Raw genomic sequence first — 385 nt, 5'->3', positions numbered from 1 at the left:
CGTCTACTAGATGGCCAAGAAGTGCTGAGCGGTGTGCGTTTACTGAAAGGCGACAAACTGACTGCTGAATACTTGGCCGAATTGCCACGTAGCCAGTGGTTCAAGCTTAGCTTAGTCGATGAGTCTCTAAACGAACACCTGCAACAGGCTGAAGAGCAGCTGTTATTGCGTCGTAAAGAGATGGACGACAAGTTTGAAGACAAGAAGAAGAAACTGCAGCAGGGTGATGACCTTGCCCCAGGTGTTCTGAAGATTGTTAAAGTTTATGTTGCCATTAAGCGTCGTATCCAGCCTGGTGACAAGATGGCGGGTCGTCACGGTAACAAGGGTGTTATCTCAGCTATTATGCCAGTTGAAGATATGCCTTATGACGAGAAAGGTGAAT

1 protein-coding gene is annotated in these 385 nt (G+C 47.3%); it reads left to right on the top strand.

The genetic code is table 11. From position 1 onward, the window contains the following. The coding region (locus BTA35_RS17480) for a hypothetical protein (RefSeq protein WP_139363768.1) at window positions 1-385 on the top strand (385 nt) is incomplete at both ends.

Source organism: Oceanospirillum linum (assembly GCF_001995095.2).
Taxonomy (GTDB): domain Bacteria; phylum Pseudomonadota; class Gammaproteobacteria; order Pseudomonadales; family Halomonadaceae; genus Oceanospirillum; species Oceanospirillum linum.
This window is presented reverse-complemented; position numbering and strand designations above follow the sequence as displayed.